The following is a 17,299-nucleotide window of genomic DNA, read 5'->3' on the forward strand; positions in this document are numbered from 1 at the left end:
CTCGCATCCTTTCATGCCCGGTGGCGACGCCACGCTCGCCGCCGGCGTCATCGTGATCAGATCAGCTGTGGCGTGTGTCAGTTCGCGGCCGGAACAGGGCAGCTCATGTCGCCCTCCTGGCAGTTCAGATAGCCTTCGAAATCTTTGGCACGGGATTGCGTAAGGCCGTCCATGCACTGCGCGATGAGCATTGGCATCATGCTTCCTCCGGCCGCTCCCGCGGTCTGGAAACTGCACTCCGCGTCGCGAAACTTGCCCCAATCCCGCTGTGCCTGAACAAGAAGCTTCTTGGTATCCGCATCGTTCTTCAGGCGGGCTTCGATCTGCTTGTAAAGCTCGTTGAGCTTCTTGTCGGATTTCTGAAACTCGGCACCGAAGCACTGGTTCATGGTGGCCTGATCCTTGGCATCGGCGCACTTGTCCTCGGCGAAGGCGAAAGTCGGCATGGCCGGAACCACGGCAGCAATCAGTATTGCGGTTTTCATCGATTTCCCTTTCCGGTTGCAGTCAAGCTCTTAAGTTGCTCAGCCCCGCCCCATGTCCTCTTCAGCTGTCCGTCATTGCCACGGTCAGCCGTGCCCATGGCGTGATTATCTGGTTTTCGTTGGATCAGCTTTGTCACCTTCGGAGACCGTGACACGACTTCCATCACGCCGGAATAGTTGTTCTCCTCATGCGCCAACGGCGTCGGCGGCAAATCTCCACCGATCACCATCATTCCGTAACTTGCTCGGCAAAACACTTTGCCAGATCTTGCGGCGCTCCGAGCTTCTTCGCCCAGGATACCAGTTCAGGTTTTTCCGACGGCTCGGCATAGCCGCCCCAGACGTCGCGGAACTGCTTTTTTCCATCGACTGTCTGGAAGAACATCACACCGTCGTCGCTCACGGGCGTGGAGACGTAAGCGGCGCTCCAGTTGCCGTTCTCTATGATCGTGATGAACTTCACCCGAGCGGGCTTGACCTTGTTGTTCAACGCCGAGGCGACGAGAGATGCATATTCCTGCTTGCGCGCCTTCGTCGCTTCGACCTTTATGCCGTCGCAGGCGCTACCCGCAGCGAAGGCGGATGTCAGCGTCATTCCCAGCCCCGTGAGGCCAACTATAACGATTTTGGCATGTCGCCGGACCAGGCCGCTGAATTCAGACATAATTGGCTTCCTCTTTTTCGCCCCGGAGTCCCTTATTCGGAATCGTCATCGTCCGATGAACTGTCATCGTCCGGTGTATCGACCTCGCAGCCGATGCCGCGGCAGCCTTGGTAGTTGCCTTGCGTATCGAAGGTGGGATTGCCTTCGTTGTCGTACTGCGGTCTGTCGTCGATGCTTTGATCCCCGTCATCAGGATCGTCGACTTTACATCCGAGCCCATGGCAGCCGATGTAACGGCCCCTGGTATCGAAGTTGGGATTGCCGTTCCTGTCGAACTGCGGCCGGTCATCAATCTTTCGGCCGGCTTTGTGGGGCGGATCAACCAGGCAGCCCTTTCCGCGACAATCATCGTAATCGTCGGTGGTACAACCGGCGATCGCCATCACAGCAGTGGCCAAGGCCGCACAGATTACGAATTTCATGGTTCATTCCTCCGACTGGCTGGCGGACATCGTCCATATCGGAAGGCCGTTGCAGGCGGCGATCCCCGCCTTTGCCGCGGAGTCTGGCGCCAATCGGAGGAGGGCAAAGCTTCGCCGGCTATCAAACGAGAGCCAGGCTGTGGGCGACGCATTCGACGACTTAGCCGATGGTTGTCGTAATCTCTAACGTCGGAGGGAACGCTCCCGGCGGGGGCCGCCGCATTAGCGAATGTCAATATGCCTCTCCATGCTTAGTGCCCCGTCCGCCCAAGCATGTTTCAACAATCCGCTGACGCGGCTGTGCCTCCAAGAAATTGCATCCGAGTCCGCCTGTGACAAGGACAAATCCCAATATCGCAGGATTGAATTTGGCAAATGCTTAATATTTCGGAATCAGAACCGGTTATCTTAGCAGACACTGAAACATGCATCTCCAGCAAGATTACGGAACGTTCCATTAGCTTTGTTTCTCGTTGATACAAATAATACTCCATATCGTTGTGACTTTTCGCCTGCTCTACGAAAAAACGCGACGAAACCGTTTCTTATAAGATCGCCCTAATCGTGATCTATTGTGGTATTTTTTCGAACCCAGCCCAACCCGTTGCGAGGGCCGAAAGAAACGCCGCCCCTTTGCCGACTTTTCGTACTGGCCGTCGGGCCAAGCGACGGCAAACATCCTCAAGGTCAGCCTGACGATGCGCCTTGGCTGCGGACATGACGATGTTTCGTGGCGCCAGCCGCGATGAGCGGTTTAGAGAGCCGGACGAACCACGCCTTGTCTCACCCCAGCCCGATCCGCTTGGCGCCTTGCCGGAACAGCGCCTCGGCGTCCGGCTCGAAGCGAAAGGTGCCGATGAAATCGTCGGCGCAGTAGTTCGGCAGCATCTTGCGCAGCGCAGCGGCGAAACTTCGTGCCTCGCTCAGCCGCCCCGCCAGCGCAAGGCAATGCGCGGCAATCGCCAGGATGATGGCATGGGCGTTGGGACGGGCGGCTGCTTTCAGCGCCCATTCGGCGGCCTCGTCGAACTGGCCAAGCCGGACATGCGACATCGCCCTGGCGCCCAACATGCCGAACAGCAGCGGATCGAAGGGACTTAGATGCCTGGAATGGTCGGACGAGCCGATCGCGGCCTGCGGGTCGCCGGACTGCGAATGGACGAATGACAGCGCATAGTGGCCGAGCGCGAAATTCGGGCTGAGGTCTACGGCGCGTTCGAGCTCGGTGAGGGAGCCGTCCTGTTCGCCGCGCAGCCACAGCGCCCGCCCCATGGCCCAGTGAGCGGCTGGATTGTGATCGTCGACGAGCAGGCTCTGGCCGGCTGCCTCGAAGGCCAAGGCGCTTTCCTGGTCGCGGTCGCCCCAACGCTGGAAGGCATTTTGCCAATGGGTGAAGGAGAGGCCGGCATAGGCGCGGGCGAAGGTCGGATCGAGCTTCAAGGCCGTGTCGAAGAAATGCCGGGCCTGCTCGTTTTCCGTGCGGGTGAAGCGATACATGTGCCAGAGCCCGCGATGGTAGGCTTCCCAGGCGTTCAGCGAATTGGGCGCCTTCAGCATGGCGCGGTTGCGCTCGACGGTTTCGATCTCGGCCGAGATCGACGAGACGATGCTGTTGCCGATGTCGTCGAGCACGGTAAAGATGTCGTCCGGTCTGCGCTCGAACGTCTCGGCCCAGACGATCCTGGCCGTGCGCACCTCGACAAGTTCCACGCTGACCACGACGCGGGCTGCCTGGCAGCGTACCGTGCCGGTGGCGACATAGTCGACGTTGAGCCGCCGGCCGGCATCTTCGGGCGCGATGTTTTTCTCCGCCAAGGCAAACACCGAGCCGCGTGCGATGACGAAGAAATCCCTGAGCTTGGCCAGGCGGGTGATGATGTCGTGGGTGAGGCCATCGGCTATGCCTCCGCGTGGGCCCCCGCCAGCCGCCTCTTCGGCAAACGGCATCACGGCGAGCGAAGCCTTCTGCGATGCAGCAGTATCGGAACGGGGAGGCACAATTGACGCGTGGGGGGCCGCGGGTACGAGTGAAGGTCGCGCCCAGAGCGCTGCTGCAGGTCGTTCGCCGCGGATCGTCCGCCATGCCTCACGAACGGCTCCGAAATCCAGATCCTCTGAAGCAAACAGCCGCGCCGCGGAAGCGAGATGTTCCTCGCCCGCGCCAAACTGGCCGCGCTGCGCCAGCCTTTTCAGAAGAGCCACATGCGCGCGCCCGTCGAACGGAGCGAGTTCCAGCCATTTGTCCAGATGCGAGGACATTTCGTCGGCATCCGCCGGAAGCTTGTTGACGAGGTGTTCCAGGATTGCGGCGTGCCAGGAGCTGAAGCGGCGGCGCTGAGCGATCAGCCAACCGTTAAAATGCGGGCTGCGGTCGATCTCCAGCCCATCGAGAAAATCGCCGGCGAACATTCCGGAAAGAGCCTGCAGCCGCTCCAGACCGAGCGTCTCAACGCCCTTGGCGGCGGCCGAAGCTATGTCGACAGCGTCGACGGAAGCACCTCTCAGATCAAGCGCGATCGTGTCGCCTGGTGTCTCGACCCTGCGATGGTGCGGTTCATCGAGGATGCCTCTAAGCTTGCTCAAGCACCAGCGAAGCTCGCCGCGCGGGTCGTTCGGCACATCCCACAAAAGCTCGCAGAGGCGGCTGCGGCCGACCGGATGCGGCGCCAGCGCCAGATAGGCGAGCAGCGCACGCAGCTTGCGCGATTTTGGGAGCTGGATGATGATGCCGTTGCGTGCGATCGTCAGCGGTCCGAGCAGACGCACGGAAAGACCGGCCATCTCGCCGCCGAGGCTCGATCGGGCGGATTCCACGTAAGTTTCCACGCCTGCTCCCACGCTGGCCAGTCGGCCTTTGTTTTATCACCAAACGTGACACGGTGCATCCGGCAGCGAATTCCCGCGCCGGATGCTGGCATTGCCGGGAGGCAGATGTAGCGTGGCAAGGTCTCGAAACCTCGCCGCCCAAGCCACCGGTCTGTAACCGGCCCGTGACGACAAGAGACAACGACAACGCGAGGAGATCGACATGTTGCATCAACAGAAAATCAGAACCACCGCCGGGCGCGGCCGTCTGTTCGACAGCATTCTCGACACGGTCGGCGATACGCCGGTGATCCGCATCAATAATCTCGGACCGGACCATGCCACGATCTATGTGAAGGCCGAGTTCTTCAATCCCGCCGCCTCGGTAAAGGACAGGCTGGCACTCAACATCATCGAGGAGGGCGAGCGCAGCGGCGCCTTGAAGCCGGGCCAGACCGTGGTCGAGGCGACCAGCGGCAACACCGGCATCGGCCTTGCCATGGTTTGCGCCCAGAAGGGCTATCCGCTGGTGGTGACGATGGCCGACAGTTTTTCCATCGAACGCCGCAAGCTGATGCGCATGCTGGGCGCCAAGGTGGTGCTGACGCCGCGCGCCCAGAAGGGTTTTGGCATGTACACGAAGGCGGTGGAGCTCGCCGAGGCCAATGGCTGGTTCCTTGCCCGCCAGTTCGAGACCAAGGCCAATGCCGCCATTCACGAAGCGACCACGGCGCGCGAGATCATCAACGATTTCGCCGGCTCGCGGCTCGACTGTTTCGTCACCGGCTATGGCACGGGCGGCACCGTCGCCGGCGTCGGACGCGTGCTGCGCCGCGAGCGGCCGGAGACCCGGATCGTGCTCGCCGAACCGGCCAATGCGCAGCTTATCGGCAGCGGCAAGCCGCAGCAGCGCGGGGCCGGCGGCGCGCCTGCCGCCAGCCATCCAGCGTTCGAGCCGCATCCGATCCAGGGCTGGACGCCCGACTTCATTCCGGACGTGCTGCAGGAGGCGATCGATACAAGCCTCTACGACGACGTGGTGCCGATTGCCGGGCCCGAGGGCATGAAATGGGCCAAGGCGCTGGCGCAGAAGGAAGGGATTTTCACCGGCATCTCCGGCGGGGCGACCTTCGCGGTGGCGCGGCAGATCGCGGAAAAGGCGCTACCCGGCTCGGTGATCCTGTGCATGCTTCCCGACACCGGCGAGCGTTACATGACCACGCCGCTGTTCGACGGCATCGAAGCGGAGATGGACGCCGAGGAGACCGCGCTTTCGCAGTCGACGCCCGGCTGCCAGTTTCCGGCGTGACGGCGGCACATCGGGAGCGGCCTGCATGGACACGAAACCTGGATTGGCCGTCACGGCCAGCGAGGAAACGCTTGACCCCTCGAACTGGGCCGATGTGCAGGTCCTGTCGCATCGGATCGTCGACGATGCCGTCGCTTACCTGCGCGATGTCAGAGAGCGTCCGGTGTGGCAGGAGATGCCGGTCGATGTGAGGACCTTCTTCACATCGCCGCTGCCGCGTTCGCCGGCGCCGCTGGCAGAAATCTATGGCGACGTCACCAGGAGCCTGATGCCCTATCCGATGGGCAACATCCATCCGCGCTTCTGGTCCTGGTATATGGGCTCGAGCAATTTCACCGGCGCGCTCGGCGATTTCCTGGCGGCGATCCAGGGCTCCAACCTCGGCGGCGGCAACCATTCCGCCGCGCTGATGGACAACCAGGTCGTCGACTGGTGCAAGGACATGATGGGCTTTCCGCAATCGGCCAGCGGCACACTGGTCAGCGGCGGCTCGATGGCCAACATCATCGGTCTGACCGTGGCGCGCAACGCCAAGGCCGGCATCGACATACGCGAGCACGGCGTTGCTGGCATCGACAAGCCACTGCGTTTCTACGGCTCCGACCAGCTTCACTCCTGTCATCGCAAGGCGATGGAGGCGCTCGGCCTCGGCAACCGGGCGCTGCGCCGCATCCCGAGCGATGCCGGGCTGCGGATCGACATCGCTGCGTTACGGGCGGCGATCGCCGAGGACCGTGACGCCGGTTTCAAGCCGGCCTGCGTGATCGGTACGGCCGGCACGGTGAACACCGGCGCAATCGACGATCTGCAAGCGCTGGCCGACCTGGCGGCAAAAGAGGATCTGTGGTTTCACGTCGATGGCTGCATCGGCGCCTTGCTTGCGATTGCGCCGGACAATTCGCATCGCGTTGCCGGCATCGAGCACGCCCACTCAATCGCGCTGGATCCGCATAAATGGCTGCACGCGCCCTTCGAGGTCGGCTGCGCGCTGATCCGGGATGCCTCCGCGCATCGCCGCACGTTCGCGGTGACGCCGGAATATCTGGAATCGACGCCGCGCGGCCTGGCCTCCGGCCAATGGCTGCACGACTACGGCTTGCAGACCTCACGCGGCTTCCGGGCGCTGAAGGTGTGGATGGCGCTGCGAGAACACGGCATCGAAAAGTTCGGCCGGCTGATCGACCAGAACATCGCGCAAGGGCATTATCTCGGTGAGCTGATCGAGGCCGAACCGGCGCTCGAGCTGGTGGCGCCGGTGAACATCAACATCGTCTGCTTTGGTTATCGCGCCGATGGGTTGGACGCTGAGCGCCTGAAAGCGCTCAATACCGAGATCATGCTGAGGCTGCAGGAAGAAGGCATCGCCGCCATTTCCGACACGACGGTGCATGGCCAGCATTGCCTCAGGGTCGCCATCAACAACCACCGTACCCGGCGTGACGATCTGGACCTGCTGGTGCGGGAAACGGTGCGCCTCGGGCGGGAGATTTCAAGGGCGGGCACCGCCGGCTGACGCCGGCTTCCGCTGCCTTGGGCGCCGGCTTTCCGTCGGGCGGCACGAGTCACGCCTCGAGCCAAACCTTCTCGAAATGCTGCTCGAGCGACTGGTGCTGCTCGCAGCCATGGACGCCCTTGCGGTAGGTGCGGTAGACCGAGCGCCAGTAGGGCTGGATGATAATGCCGGAATCGCGGAGATTCTGCTCGATCTTCGCCATGATCTCCTTGCGGTCGCCGGCATCGGGCATCGCCAGCGCCTTGTCGAGTAGGCTGTCGAATTCCGGATTGGCGTAAGCGCTCTCGTTCCAGGCGGCGCCCGATTTGTAGGCCAGCGCCAGCACCTGGATGCCCAGCGGCCGGCCGAGCCATTCGGTGCAGGAGAACGGATATTTGCTCCAGTCGTTCCAGAAGGTGGCGGCCGGCAGCACCGTGCGCTTGATCTTCAGCCCAGCCTCGCGCATCTGCGCTGCGATGGCGTCGCCGGTGGTCTTTTGCCAGTCGACGTCGACCGAAATGAGCTCGTATTCGTGATCGGCCTTGCCGGCCTCGGCGAGCAGGGCCTTGGCTTGATCGATGTTGCGCACGGCTGGGCCGATATCGGCATATTCGGGATGCATCGGCCCGACATGATGGTTCTCGGCCGGCTTGCCGCGGTTGTCCATGCCGATCTTCAGCACAGCGGCGTTGTCGACGGCGAGCTGGGCGGCGCGGCGCACCTTGATGTCGTCATAGGGCGGATTGGCGACATTGAAACGCGCGACGATCGTCGAGCCGGTGGCGATCTCGGAATTGCTCAGGCCCATCGAGTCGGTCTGCGCAACCGTGTCGGAGGCGGTTTCGTGGTCGGTGTCGATCTCGCCCGATTCGAAGGCCGACAGCATGGCGTTGGGGTCGGAGCCGTAGTCGACCCATTTGATGCCGTCGAGGTAGAACTCGCCCTTCCACCATGGCTTATCCTTGCGGCGGACTTCGGCGCCGACCTCGGCGTCCCATGCCACGAGTTCGCACGGCCCGGTGGTGATCGCCAATGCCTTCATCGGGTCGCCGTCGCCTTCATAGCTGCGGTGCATGATCAGCGCCGGATAGTCGGCCATGCCGGCAATCAGCGAGATGTCGGGCTTGGGCAAATTGAGCCGCACGGTGAAGTCGTCGACGCGTTCGATGCCGCCGTCGACGGCTTTCTTGGTGTCCGCGTTGACCAGCGCGCCCATCCGCGCGGCGACAGAATTGCCGGCGACGGACGCATCGCACCAGCGCGTCAGATTGTGAATGACATCGTCGGCGTTGAAGGTGTCGCCATTCGACCAGTTGACGCCTTTGCGGACATGCAGCGTCAGCACGCGGGCATCGTCGCTGGTCTCCCAGCTCTCGAGCAGCCATGGCTCGAAGGTGAAGTCGCGGTTCCAGCGTACCAGATATTCATTACACTGGCGGGCGACGTTGGACATCTCGACGCCGTCGAAGGTGCGCGGATCCTTCCAGCCCTTGACGTTCATGGCAACGCGCAAGACGCCGCCGCGCTTCGCCTCCTCGGCCCTGGCCGGTGACGGAGCAAGCCCGCCAAGCGCCAGCGCGCCGGCAGCGCTGACACCAAACGCGGCCATGGTGGCGAGATATTCGCGCCGGTTCATCTGGCCCTTCTTGAAGCCGTCGGCGACGGGCGCGGCCTGCGGATGCAATTTCCGATCGGTCAGCATGAACTTCATCGTCGTTCCCTCTTTGTTGGGCGCCTCCGACCGACCGCGCCGCGGGGGGTGGATGCGTTTCGCAGGGGCGCCTTACGTCAGGTTATGATAATGCTGGCCTGAGCGGGCAAGTGTTCGGGTTTCCGCAGTTGTTGTGCGCTGTTCCGCAGTGGGGAGCTTGAGGAGAGCGGATTTCTCCGCTTGCCTGGCCGGCATGAGAGCCGCACTCCGCCGTCACTCCGGCCACTTGCGCCCACCCAGCGCGGCTATAGCCGCGACGATGCGATCAAAGGCCTCGCCGGCGCGCGGCACGGTCTTGCGGGCGCGCAGGAAACTGTGCACGAGGCGCGGCTCCTCGCGCCACCATGCCTTACCGCCGGCGGCAAGGATGCGGTCGCGATAGGCCTGGCCGTCCGATGACAGCGGATCGCATTGCGCGGTGACGATGACCGTCGGCGGCAGGCCGGAGAAGTCGCTATCGTTAAGTGGCGAAAATGTCGGGTCGTCCGGCGACTGCCCCTTCGCTGCCCGGATATGGCGGTAGAATTCGACGTCCCGCAACGTCAGCAGCGGTGCCTCGGCGTGCTCGATATAGGAGCCGGTGCGCGCTTTGCCGTCCAGCTCTGGGCCGTCTAGCTCGTCACCGCCGAGCTCGGGATAGATCAGCACCTGGCCGATCGCGCGGCGAGGATGGCGGCGCGTCGCCTGCGCCACTGCTGCGGCCAGGTTGCCGCCGGCGCTTTCGCCGCAGAGCACGATGGGCAGTTCGGTCGTCGCCGCAGCCCATTCGAATACGGCCAGCGCATCCTCGAAGGCCGCAGGATGCAGATGTTCCGGCGCCAGCCGGTAGTCGGCGGACAGCACGGCAAAGCCGGTGCCGGCGCAGATCTCGGCGCAGATGTCGTCATGGCTGTCGAGCCCGCCAAGCACGAAGCCGCCGCCGTGATAATAGACAACCATCGCCTGCGGTGCCGTTCCCGCCATCTGGTAACGCCGGACCGGGATCGCACCGTCGCCGACGCTGCTGTCGCTGGCCTTGACGCCGGGTGGATAGGGCTCGCGAAACGCCCGGCACATGGCATCATAGACCGCCCGCTGCCTGTCGATCGGCATGTAGACGATTTCGGGCGGATACCACTCGTTGACCCGGTCGATATAGGCCCACAGCTCCGGATCGAGCAGCGTCAGGTATTTTCCGCGGTCTGTCGTTTCGGGTCGCTCGGCTTCGGTGACCATCGCGGCGCGATCCCGCTCAGAGCTCGGCATAGAGGCGGGCGGCGTTTTCGTAGCTGAAACGCAGCGGCACCGAGCCCTCGACCTGCCAGGCATCGACCGTCTCGCCTGCCAGCAGCCGGCAGGCGGCCTCGGTGGTGGTGACGGCACCGCCATAGAGCCGGTTGGCGAGGTTGAGGATGGCCGTCTGGTGCATCGCCGTGCTGCCGCTGCCGCAGGCATCCTTGACCAGCAGCACGCGAAACCCGAGCGCCACCGCATCTTTGACGGTGGCATCGATGCAGGCCTCGGTCCAGACGCCGGCAACGACCAGCCACTCGATGTCGTCGGCCTTGAGCCGCCCGGCGGCAGCCCCTCCACCAAAGGCGCTGGCCTGCGTCTTGACCAGCATCGTCTCGCCGGCTGCAGGCGCCACTTCCGGACAGATCGCCGTCAGCGGATCGTCCTTGTCGGAAAAGGCCGACTTGCCGTTGGCCTCGACCGGGTGGAACGGCCGTGCCGTGGCGAGATCGACGACATAGGCCCAGTGATACAACGGCACATGATTGGCCCGTGCCGCTGCCTGCAGCCGCTGGACGTTGGCGAGGATGTCGCCATAGCCTTCGACCAGATAGCGCTTGTCCCGCCGATGCTCCTCCTGGAGATCGATGAACACCGCCGCCGCCTTGCCGCGCTTGATCGAGATCGGGCTTTTCATGCAAAACTGCCTGGCTTCCCGGCCAACGCTGTTCCTTTCGGTGGGCTACCGCAAGCCGTGGAGATTGGGCGACGCCTAGCCAGCTTCGTCATCTCAGGGCGAAGCAGGAGCGAAGCTCCGTCGCGGAGACCCTGGGATCCATTCCGTGACGGCTGCCGAGGAATGCGGCGGAACAGAATCCTGCACCGCAGCAGCGTTCTGAAGTCACGGCATGGATCCTGGGGTCTGCGCCGCGTCGCTGCGCTCCTTGCTCCGCCCCAGGATGACGAAGCAAAGGGTGTTTCCGACAGTCGCCAAAGCGTGCGACCGGCCAAACGCGCCCGTCTATCAAAACTTTGCGAGGGAACGAGCGTCAAACCTGTTTCTCCAAGAAATCGTCCTCATAAGGGAACCGCGACAGAAGTTCGGTGCCGGTCTCGGTGATCAGGATCTCGTCCTCCAGCTTGACGCCCTCGCGGCCGCCCTTCTCGCCGATATAGCTTTCGACGCTGACCACCATGCCGGGCACGATGACACCGTCGCGACCATAGGTTTCGTAATCCATGGCGTGCGCGATGAACGGCGTCTCGCCATGCATGCCGACGCCGTGCATGACCGAGGTATAGCGCTGGTCGACGAAGCGGTCCGGGATCTTCCAGGCCTTTTCGGCAATCTCGCGAAACGCCATGCCGGGCTTGACGACCCCGATATTGTGCTGAACCTGGTCGTGCGCCATCTTGTAAAGCGACTTCTGGTAATCCGTCGGCCTGCCCGGGCCGCAGCGGAAGGTGCGCGAGAAATCCGAATAATAGCCGTAGCAGCCGATCGTGTCGGTATCGAGCGCCAAGAGTTCGCCCGGCCTGATTTTGCGGCCGCTCGCTTCGTTGAACCAAGGATTGGTGCGCTGGCCCGAGGTCAGCAAACGGGTTTCGATGAACTCGCCGCCCTGCCGGATCACCTCGCCATACATGATGGCGAACAGCTCGTTTTCGGAAACGCCGGGCTTGATCGCCTCGCGCACGGCATAGACGGCGGCCTCGGCGCCGGCCATCGACACCTGCAGGCATTTTACTTCCTCGGGTGTCTTGACCGCACGCACCGCCAAAATCTCGCCCTGGCAATCGCGTACGTCGCAGCCGCGCTTTTCGAGCGCCAGCGCCTGCAGATGGCTGCAGCGGTCGAGGCCGAGCTTCATCGAGCCGCCGCCATGCGCCTTGAGCAAATCGGCGATCTCGTCGGCGAAGGGACCCGCGGTTTCGTCGTCGCGGCCCGACACCGAAGACCATACCAGCTTGGACGGACGCGCCTCGTCGATCGTGTCGAGCACCATCGAGACATGGTAGCTCTGCGGATATTCGAACAGCACGATCGGCCCTTCGGTGGGGATGAAGAAATAGCGCGTCGAGTTGCGCAGGAAATAGCCGAACATGTTGCGCGAACCGGTGGCGTAACGCTGGTTGTAGGGGTCGAACAAAACGACGCCGCCATAGCCGGCCTCGCGCATCCAGGCACGCAGCCTGGCAAGGCGCCCCTTGCGCAGCGCGTCGGCGTCGATGAAGGACGGCTCGGTATCGGACAGCCACATGCCGCCGGCCGGATCGGCCGCCGCCGGATGGCGCATGCGATCCTTGAAGTCGACGTCCTCGGTGCTGTCGGGGTCAAAAACGACAATGCTCATGGGTGCCTCCTGGAAGCGGCGAGGATGGGCCAAGGGTGGCGCAAAGTCTGTGCGAAATCCCGCAGGTGTTGTGCCGGATGCCGCTAGGCGGCAGCCCCCTTCAATTGCCCCGGCGATTGACTGTGGGCCCGAACGTTTTCGTCATCCAAGGGCGGAGCAAGGAGCGAAGCGACGCAGCACAGACCCTAGGATCCATGCCGTGACATTGGTCGTAGAATGCGGCGGAATGGCGCTTGTGCGCGCATCGATGCTCGCTATCCTGAAACCATGACCGGCTACGTTTACATGACCGCAAGCCAGAAGCGCGGCACGATCTATATCGGGGTTACGAATGATCTCGGCCGCCGCATGCCGGAGCACAAATCCGGCGAGGGCTCGCGCTTTTCCGGCCGTTACGGCGTGCAGCGTCTGGTTTGGTACGAGGAACATTTCGACATTCGCGACGCCATCCAGCGCGAGAAGTCGCTGAAGCGCTGGCCACGCCAATGGAAGATCGAGCTGATCGAGAAGACCAATCCGGAATGGTTCGAGCTTTTTCGCGGGACGGGGTGGTAGCATTCGGTTCTGGTCCGCAGGAGCACTGCCGCGAGGTAACGGCATGGATCCCAGGGTCTGCGCCGCGTCGCTTCGCTCCTTGCTCCGCCCTGGGATGACGAACGGAGGGGTGGTTCGGCTAATCTCCGACGTTTGCGGCTTGCAGAGGCCCCTAATGCCTTCTCATCACCTTCGGCGGATGCCCATGCTCTTCCCTGAAGGCGCGGGCAAAACTCGACATCGAGGCAAAGCCGCAGGCGAGCGCCACGTCGCGCACCATCAGCGTCGAATGGGCCAAAAGATCGGCGGCACGCTTCAGCCGCAGCCGACGGTAGTAGCCGTTGGGCGAAATGCTGAGCTCGGAGCGAAAATTGCGTTCGAGCTTGTCGGAGGAGACGCCAAGCCTATTCGCCAACTCCGCCATGCCGAGCCGTTCCTCCACTGCATCCTCCATGATGGCGATGGCCGACAGCACCAGTTCGTTCTGCACGCCGGTGCGTAAGCGCAGCGGCATCAGCTTGCGGTCGACACTGGAGCGCAGCGGGCTGTGCACGAACCATTCGGCGACCCCGGCCGCGAGTTCGGCGCCATAGTCGTCGGTGATGATCTCCAGCATCATGTCGAGGCTGCCGATGCCTCCGGCCGAGGTGAAGCGCTTGCGGTCGATGACATAGAGATCGCGCCTCAGCTCGATGTCGGGAAAGGCCTCGGTGAAGGCGGCCTGGCTGGTCCAGTGCAAGGTGCAGGCGTGGCCGTCGAGCAGGCCCGCGCGGGCAAGGAAGAACGCCGCATCCGCCACAGCACCGATATGGGCGCCACCGCGCATGCTCTTGCGGATCCAGCTCACGGCATCGTACGCGACGAGATGATCGGCATCGCCGCCCGAGCAGACGACGATGCGATCGACCTTCGGCGCGTCATGGGCGGAAAAACCGGGCTGGATGACGACGCCGTTCGAAGCCTCCACCGGGCCTTCGGCGGCGCCGACGATGATCCAGCGATAGCAGTCCCGCTTGGCCAGAACGTTGGCGGCGCGCAACGGCTCGATCACCGAGCTGAACGCCATCATCGGAAAGCCGGGGAAGACGAGGATGGCGAAGGTGAGCGGGGTATCGCTTGCCGTCGGTTGGTTGCGTTGTCGGTTGTTCATAGCTTCCGGAGCCAGGCCGCAAGGTGGATCAGGAAGCTACAATTCTGCCAGATGGCGCCAAGGTCAACGGAATAGAATGTAAGACACATGGATATGGATGCAGAACAAGCGCCGCTCGTTGGCGATCCTTCACGCCCCCCTCTGTCCTGCCGGACATCTCCCCCTCGAGGGGGGAGATTGGCAGCTTCGCCGTCCCGTCCGTGTTCCAGCGTTGGAGGTTGGCGAAAGCGCAAGATGACGGCCAATCTCACCCCTCGTGGCCGAGATGCCCGGTAGGGCAGAGGGGCACTGTCCGCCGACGTCTCGCAAGGTTCTTGCTGCCGGGCTCAGCTCGCCAGCGCCTGATCCAGATCCGCGATCAGATCGTCGCCATCCTCGATCCCGGCAGACAAGCGCACCAGCGAATCGGATATCCCGATCTCGGCGCGCTTTTTCGCGGGGATCGAGCCGTGCGTCATCAGCGCCGGGTGCTCGATCAGGCTTTCGACGCCGCCGAGGCTTTCGGCCAGCGTGAACAGTTGCGTGTGTTCGAGGAAGCGCTTTGTCCCCGCAAGGTCGCGGTCGAGCTCGACCGTGATCATGCCGCCGAAGGCGTGCATCTGCCGCCTGGCGATGGCGTGCTGCGGATGGCTGGGCAGGCCGGGATAGATGACACGACGGATGTCGGGGCGGCTTTCCAGCCAGTGCGCGATCTTCTGGCCGTTGGACGAATGGCGCTCCATCCTGAGCGCCAGCGTCTTCAAGCCGCGCAGCGCCAGGAAACTGTCGAACGGCCCGGAAATGGCGCCGATGGCGTTCTGCAGGAATTTCAGCCGCTCAGTGAGATCCTTGTTGTCGCCGACCACGGCGACGCCGCCGACCATGTCGGAATGGCCATTGAGGTATTTGGTCGTCGAATGGACTGATATGTCGATGCCGAGCTCCAGCGGCCGCTGCAGATAGGGGCTGCAGAAGGTGTTGTCGGCGACCGAAAGCACGCCTTTGCGCCTGGCCAGTGCCGCGACCGCCTCCAAATCGACGACACGCAGGAGCGGATTGGTCGGCGTCTCGACCCAGAGCAGCTTGGTCTCAGGGCGGATCGCCGCCTCGACGGCGGCAAGATCGGTGAAGTCGACGAAGTCGACCTGCAAATTGGCCGAGCGCTTGCGCACCCGCTCGAGCAATCGGAACGTGCCGCCATAAATGTCGTCGGTGGCGACGATATGCGCGCCTGAATCAAGCAATTCAAACACCGTGGCGATCGCCGCCAGACCGGAAGCGAAGGCGAAGGCAGCGGTGCCGCTTTCGAGATCGGCTACGGCGCGCTCGAAGGCAAAGCGCGTCGGGTTCTGGCTGCGGGCATATTCAAAGCCCTTGTGCACGCCCGGGCTCTGCTGGCCATAGGTCGAGGTGGCGTAGATCGGTACCATCACCGCGCCGGTCGTCGGATCGTGGCTCTGACCGCCATGGATGGTGCGTGTCGAGAAGGCGAGGCGGTTTTTGCCCGATACAGTGGCTTTTATGGTCATCGGGCGCGCCTCAGATGGTTGATCAGGTCGATGCGGGTTATCAGGCCAATAAATTCGTCGCCGTCGAAGACGATGGCGACCTCGTTGCGGTCGAACACCGGCAACAGCGCGTCCAGCGTCTGGCTGGCCTGCAGCGTATGCAGATTGGAGGTCATCGCCGTACGAACCGGGGCCTTGAAGCGGTCCCAGCGGCTGTCATAGGGGCCTTCGACCTTGGCCAGGATATCGCTTTCGTCGATGATGCCGACGAGCTTGCCCTCGTCCAGCACCGGCAGTTGCGAGACATCCGAGCGGCGCATGCGGCCATAGGCGTTGAGCAGGCTTTCGTCGGGGCCGACGGACACGACATCGCCGGTGCGGAGCGTGCGCATCACCAGGTCGCGCAGGTCGCCATGCTGCTCGTGCTCGGCAAGGCCCTGCTCGGCCAGCCAGAAATCGTCGAAGACTTTCGACAGGTACTTGTTGCCGCTGTCGCAGACGAACGTGACGACGCGCTTCGGCACGGTCTGCTCGCGGCAATAGCGGAGTGCTGCCGAAAGCAGCGTGCCGGACGACGAGCCGGCGAGAATGCCTTCCTTCGAAAGCAGGTCGCGCACCGCAAGCATGCTCTGCTTGTCGGGGATGGAATAGGCCTTCCTGACCAGCGACAGATCGGCATTGGGCGGCACGAAATCCTCGCCGATGCCTTCGACGGTCCAGCTTCCGGCCTCTACCATCTTGCCGGTCTTGATCAACGGCGCCAGCACCGAGCCAACCGGATCGGCGAGCACCATCTCGGTCTTCGGCGAGACTTTCGCAAAGTAGCGGCCGAGCCCGGTCAGCGTGCCGCCGGAGCCGACGCCGACGACAACCGCATCGACATCGCCTTCGAGCTGCTGAAAGATTTCCGGCCCGGTCGTGGTCTCGTGGGCATGCGGATTGGCCGGGTTGGCAAACTGGTTGGCGTAGAAGGCGCCGGGCAACTCGGCGGCGATCTTTTCGGCCATGTCCTGATAGTATTCGGCATGGCCCTTGCCGACATCGGAACGCGTCATGCGCACTTCGGCGCCGAGCGCCCGCAAATGCTGGATCTTTTCGCGCGACATCTTGTCAGGCACGACAAGGATGATGTGGTAACCCTTGGGGATGCCGACCTGGGCGAGACCAAGACCGGTGTTGCCGGCGGTCGCCTCCACGATCGTCCCGCCGCGTTTCAGTTTGCCCTGTTTTTCGGCGGCGGCAATCATCGACAGCGCGATGCGGTCCTTGATCGAGCCGCCGGGATTCTGGCTTTCGAGCTTGATGAACAGCCGGCACTTGCCGATGTCGAATTTGGTCAGCTCGACGACCGGCGTCTGACCGATCAGGTCGAGAACCGAGGCATAGGGCGGGCGCAGGCGGGACGATGCATCGTCCGGTGCCACGATCTTGTGCTTGCTCATGTCAGATGCTCCGTTGCCAGAATGAGCAACCGCCCTGGAAGACGGCAACCTACCGTCTTTTCCAGCCGTTTGCAGTTGGAAAGAAGATAGATCGTGCCAATCCGGCCGCCAGCAGGGGAATGGAATTTCGCGAAAGCTTCGCCGGCTCCAGGCAGGGCAAAAGATTTGCAGAACCTGCTTGGGGTTCAGGCGATCGCCGCCTGGGCTTCGATCTCGATCAGAAAATCCGGAT

General features: G+C 63.2%; 15 protein-coding genes. 3 read left to right on the forward strand and 12 right to left on the reverse strand.

Annotated elements, in window-relative coordinates; translation table 11 throughout:
* Window positions 1-77 precede the first annotated feature (77 nt).
* The 5 genes from NKH80_RS28010 to NKH80_RS28030 form a co-directional block, all read right to left on the reverse strand.
* Entirely contained in the window at window positions 78-485 is a 408-nt protein-coding gene (locus tag NKH80_RS28010) for a lysozyme inhibitor LprI family protein (protein WP_352509726.1), read from the reverse strand.
* Complete coding sequence (locus NKH80_RS28015; protein ID WP_352509727.1) at window positions 482-718, reverse strand: hypothetical protein; 237 nt, start codon at window positions 716-718, stop codon at window positions 482-484. The genes NKH80_RS28010 and NKH80_RS28015 overlap by 4 nt, the downstream gene beginning before the upstream one ends.
* Window positions 715-1,149, reverse strand: a complete 435-nt coding sequence (locus NKH80_RS28020) for a hypothetical protein (RefSeq protein WP_352994983.1) — start codon at window positions 1,147-1,149, stop codon at window positions 715-717. Before NKH80_RS28020 ends, NKH80_RS28015 begins: the two co-directional genes overlap by 4 nt.
* 32 nt (window positions 1,150-1,181) lie before the next feature.
* A complete protein-coding gene (locus tag NKH80_RS28025; RefSeq protein ID WP_352648536.1) occupies window positions 1,182-1,571 on the reverse strand; it encodes a hypothetical protein in 390 nt (129 codons plus the stop codon).
* Window positions 1,572-2,354: 783 nt separating this feature from the next.
* Window positions 2,355-4,352 carry a transcriptional regulator gene (locus tag NKH80_RS28030; RefSeq protein WP_352995016.1) on the reverse strand — a complete coding sequence of 666 codons (1,998 nt, stop codon included), beginning with the start codon at window positions 4,350-4,352 and terminating at the stop codon, window positions 2,355-2,357.
* A gap of 247 nt (window positions 4,353-4,599) precedes the next feature.
* Here NKH80_RS28030 and NKH80_RS28035 point away from each other — a divergent pair, with 247 nt between their 5' ends.
* Window positions 4,600-5,685 carry a PLP-dependent cysteine synthase family protein gene (locus NKH80_RS28035; protein WP_352508625.1) on the forward strand — a complete coding sequence of 362 codons (1,086 nt, stop codon included), beginning with the start codon at window positions 4,600-4,602 and terminating at the stop codon, window positions 5,683-5,685.
* Between the two features lie 25 nt (window positions 5,686-5,710).
* Window positions 5,711-7,198 (forward strand): pyridoxal phosphate-dependent decarboxylase family protein, encoded by a 1,488-nt coding sequence (locus NKH80_RS28040; protein WP_352994986.1) that lies wholly within the window; start codon window positions 5,711-5,713, stop codon window positions 7,196-7,198.
* A 49-nt stretch (window positions 7,199-7,247) separates the two neighbouring features.
* Here NKH80_RS28040 and NKH80_RS28045 read toward each other — a convergent pair whose 3' ends face one another.
* From NKH80_RS28045 to NKH80_RS28060, 4 genes are all read right to left on the reverse strand, one after another.
* Complete coding sequence (locus NKH80_RS28045) at window positions 7,248-8,888, reverse strand: ABC transporter substrate-binding protein (RefSeq protein ID WP_352877034.1); 1,641 nt, start codon at window positions 8,886-8,888, stop codon at window positions 7,248-7,250.
* 213 nt (window positions 8,889-9,101) lie between these two features.
* Window positions 9,102-10,103, reverse strand: a complete 1,002-nt coding sequence (locus NKH80_RS28050) for an alpha/beta hydrolase (protein ID WP_352823858.1) — start codon at window positions 10,101-10,103, stop codon at window positions 9,102-9,104.
* A gap of 16 nt (window positions 10,104-10,119) precedes the next feature.
* Entirely contained in the window at window positions 10,120-10,797 is a 678-nt protein-coding gene (locus NKH80_RS28055; RefSeq protein WP_352994991.1) for an isochorismatase family protein, read from the reverse strand.
* Window positions 10,798-11,149: 352 nt separating this feature from the next.
* Complete coding sequence (locus NKH80_RS28060) at window positions 11,150-12,454, reverse strand: M24 family metallopeptidase (protein ID WP_352994993.1); 1,305 nt, start codon at window positions 12,452-12,454, stop codon at window positions 11,150-11,152.
* Window positions 12,455-12,721: 267 nt separating this feature from the next.
* On the opposite strand from NKH80_RS28060, the gene NKH80_RS28065 reads away from it, so the two are divergent.
* Window positions 12,722-13,009, forward strand: coding sequence for a GIY-YIG nuclease family protein (locus NKH80_RS28065; RefSeq protein ID WP_352994996.1), 288 nt, complete (start codon window positions 12,722-12,724; stop codon window positions 13,007-13,009).
* A 151-nt stretch (window positions 13,010-13,160) separates the two neighbouring features.
* Here the strand turns inward: NKH80_RS28065 and NKH80_RS28070 are convergent, their stop codons facing one another.
* The 3 genes from NKH80_RS28070 to NKH80_RS28080 all read right to left on the reverse strand — a co-directional run bounded on the left by NKH80_RS28070 (window position 13,161) and on the right by NKH80_RS28080 (window position 17,067).
* A complete protein-coding gene (locus NKH80_RS28070) occupies window positions 13,161-14,138 on the reverse strand; it encodes a GlxA family transcriptional regulator (protein WP_352994999.1) in 978 nt (325 codons plus the stop codon).
* 326 nt (window positions 14,139-14,464) lie between these two features.
* Window positions 14,465-15,646 carry a cystathionine gamma-synthase gene (locus tag NKH80_RS28075; RefSeq protein ID WP_352476859.1) on the reverse strand — a complete coding sequence of 394 codons (1,182 nt, stop codon included), beginning with the start codon at window positions 15,644-15,646 and terminating at the stop codon, window positions 14,465-14,467.
* A complete protein-coding gene (locus NKH80_RS28080) occupies window positions 15,643-17,067 on the reverse strand; it encodes a pyridoxal-phosphate dependent enzyme (protein ID WP_352508614.1) in 1,425 nt (474 codons plus the stop codon). The genes NKH80_RS28075 and NKH80_RS28080 overlap by 4 nt, the downstream gene beginning before the upstream one ends.
* Window positions 17,068-17,299: the final 232 nt, after the last annotated feature.

It is taken from the genome of Mesorhizobium sp. M0904 (genome assembly GCF_040319475.1).
Taxonomy (GTDB): Bacteria; Pseudomonadota; Alphaproteobacteria; order Rhizobiales; family Rhizobiaceae; genus Mesorhizobium.